Below are 3125 nucleotides of genomic sequence, written 5' to 3'. Positions count from 1 at the left end.
GATGGAATTTCGGGAAAACCCTTGTCGAGTTGGCTTTGGGCGGATAGCCTATTTCTAACGTGAATGGGCGACCTCGGCGGAGGTTCGTCACATTGGGATTTGCGGCCGCTTGCAGCCTAACCTGCTAAAGAGCCATGACAAAGAATATGACGATTGATTCAGACGCGACCAAAATGGGTCGTCCAAGTGATTCCGTGCTTTCCGCGGACACAAATTCGGGCGTGGACTGTGCTTCGGAAAACCGATCCGCAGCTAAACCCGCTTCTCCAAAAACATCGCCCCGTGGGCTGGCCAACGAGCAATCGCTCGGCGCGTCAACTCAGTGCGTGCACAGTGGTGAACAACGGCAAAAAGCCGAAGGTTCAATCACCGCACCGATCTATGCGGCGTCGACCTTTACCTTTGATTCGACCGCCTCGCTGTTGCGTTTCGTCAATGGCGAAGACGAACGCGAAGAGTACGGTCGCTACGGTAATCCCAACGAAAAAAGTGTCGAAGCCAAGCTGGCGGCACTCGAAGGGGCCGAAGAGGCGATCCTGTATAGCTCGGGGATGGCCGCGATTGTCGGTCTGTTGATGGCTAAGCTGAGCAGTGGAGACGAAATCGTCTTCTTTGACCAGTGTTATCATCGCAGCCGCGAATTTTGTGCAAAACATCTGTCGCGTTTTGGCGTCGTGACTCACCAGGTTCCGACGGGTGATTTTGAGGCTCTCGAAGCCGCGATCACGCCGCGGACCAAGATGCTGGTCAGCGAATCACCGACCAATCCGCATCTGACGACCATCGATTTGGAAAAATTCGCTGCGGTTGGCAAGTCCAACGAAGTCGAAACCCTGATCGATGCGACATTGGCGACTCCGTTCAACATCAAACCGATTGCATACGGTGTCGACTACGTGTTGCACTCGGCAACCAAATACCTCGGCGGCCACAACGATTTGCTCGCCGGCGTGATTTGTGGCCGACGTGAACAATTGGAATCGGTCCGTTCGCTGCGTGGAGTGCTTGGTGGAGTCAATTCGCCTCACAACTTGTACTTGCTCGAACGCGGCTTAAAAACGTTTGCGTTGCGGATGCAGCGACACAACGAAAACGGTTTGGCGATCGCCGAATTCCTGGAAGCCCACCCCCGCGTGGACCGTGTTTATTACCCAGGGCTAAAATCGCATCCGTCGTACGAATCGGCCGCAGCACAGATGCGTGGCTACGGCGGTTTGATTACGTTTACGGTCAAGGACGCGGATTGGGAAGAGACGTCGCGAATCGTTGACGCTGCAAAAATCCCACGGATTGCCGCCAGTCTAGGTGGCGTCGAATCGCTGATCGAGCAGCCTTTGGTGATGAGCTACTATCATTGCACCCCCGAAGATCGAGTCCGATTCGGTATCGCCGACAACATGATTCGCATGTCGTGCGGGATCGAAGACACCGACGATCTGATCGCCGACTTGGCACAGGCGCTCCAGGCGTAAGCCCAATGTGGGATAGGCTTCCAGCCTGTTATCCAGAGCGGGGGAAACGTGGGATAAGCTTCTAGGCTGTTATCGCTACCCCGCCATTTCGTACCCCGCCATTTCGATCGCGAGACTCGCTGCTTTTGCGGAGCAAAAGGCGACTCTCTCTCCGAAAGTCTTGGCGACTTTCGCTACGCTGAATCAGACATGGCATCATGAATCACTCTGACGACCTGAAGAAAACGACCTTTCGCACGCGTGCGATTCACGTCGGCAACGAAGTCGACCCCGCAACCGGCGCGGTCGTGCCTCCGATCCACCTTGCCAGCACGTTTCAGCAACCGGGCGCCGGCGAGTGGGGCGAATTTGATTACTCTCGCAGCGGAAACCCAACGCGACGCAACCTCGAAACGACGCTGGCGTCACTTGAAGGAGGCTGCGGCGCACTCGCGTTTTCGTCCGGGATGGCGGCGATCCACTGCGTCACGATGCTGCTTCGCAGTGGTGACCATGTCGTTGCCGGCTGTGATTTGTACGGCGGTGCCTATCGGTTGCTGCACAAGATTTGTGATCGATCTGGAATCGAGGTCACCTTAGTCGATATGACGGATGTTTCCGCAGTCGAAGCCGCGATCACAGACAAGACTAAATTGGTGTGGGCTGAAACGATCGGCAATCCAAGGCTGTCGATTCCCGATCTTCGCAAGTTGGCCGAGGTGGCCAAAGCGAAAAATTGCTTGATCGGTGTCGACAACACGTTCGGAACCCCATCGCTAATCCGCCCGCTCGAAAGTGGCATCGACATCGTCATGCATTCGGCCACCAAGTACTTGGGCGGACACAGTGATTGTCTGGGAGGCACGTTGGCGGTCAGTGACAAATCGCTTTACGACCAACTGTATTACATTCAAAACGCGACCGGCGCGGTGCTGGATCCGCTGAGCTGTTTCCTGATTTCTCGTGGTCTCAAAACGCTCGATTTGCGAGTCCGCGAACAATCCGCAACGGCACTGCAGTTGTCGCAGTGGCTCGAGTCGCACCCACGAGTCAAATCGGTCCTCTACCCCGGACTGGCGTCACATCCTCAACATTCGCTCGCTGCCGAAACACTCGATGGTGGTTTTGGAGCCATGGTGACGTTTGAATTGGACGCAGATAAACAGGAAACCGCCAAAGTCTGCGAATCGACGAAACTGTTTCATCTGGCGGTCAGCCTGGGTGCGGTCGAATCGTTGATCGAGCAGCCTGCGACGATGTCGCACGCCAGCTACGATGCGGCAGATCGCGAGAAGTTTGGTATCACCGATGGGCTGATTCGATTGTCCGTGGGACTCGAGTCGTTTGACGATTTGCGAAACGATTTGGCACAAGCAATCGGCTAATCAGGATTAACTCTCATTCCCCAGGCTCCTGCCAGGGAACGCACTGCCGCTGAGGCTCCCGCCTCATGCTTTTCATTATTTTCGCAGGCAGCAGGCTGCGAAACAGTGTGGACGTTCACCGAGAAGCGGCGTCAAAGCGCTGCATTTTGCGTGAATATCATGTGAATTCCGCGATAGCATGAAACGTTTTTAAGAAATTCTCAGACAGATCACATTCTGTATTGGTCCATTTTAGGGCATCTGCTAATCTTCGCTTGTCGTTGGTGACGACATTATTTTCGCACCTTGG

At 54.9% G+C, this 3125-nt stretch carries 2 protein-coding genes; both read left to right on the top strand.

Annotated features, from left to right (window positions below):
* Positions 1-146 precede the first annotated feature (146 nt).
* Positions 147-1472, top strand: coding sequence for a PLP-dependent aspartate aminotransferase family protein (locus ABX962_RS33720; protein ID WP_372726060.1), 1326 nt, complete (start codon positions 147-149; stop codon positions 1470-1472).
* Positions 1473-1669: 197 nt separating this feature from the next.
* A complete protein-coding gene (locus ABX962_RS33715; RefSeq protein WP_372726059.1) occupies positions 1670-2836 on the top strand; it encodes a PLP-dependent aspartate aminotransferase family protein in 1167 nt (388 codons plus the stop codon).
* Positions 2837-3125: the final 289 nt, after the last annotated feature.

Origin of the sequence: Novipirellula sp. (assembly GCF_041583735.1) — a bacterium.
In the GTDB taxonomy this organism is placed as follows: domain Bacteria; phylum Planctomycetota; class Planctomycetia; order Pirellulales; family Pirellulaceae; genus Novipirellula.
The sequence above is the reverse complement of the archived record's forward strand: the minus strand, read 5'-3'. Positions and strand labels throughout refer to the sequence as shown.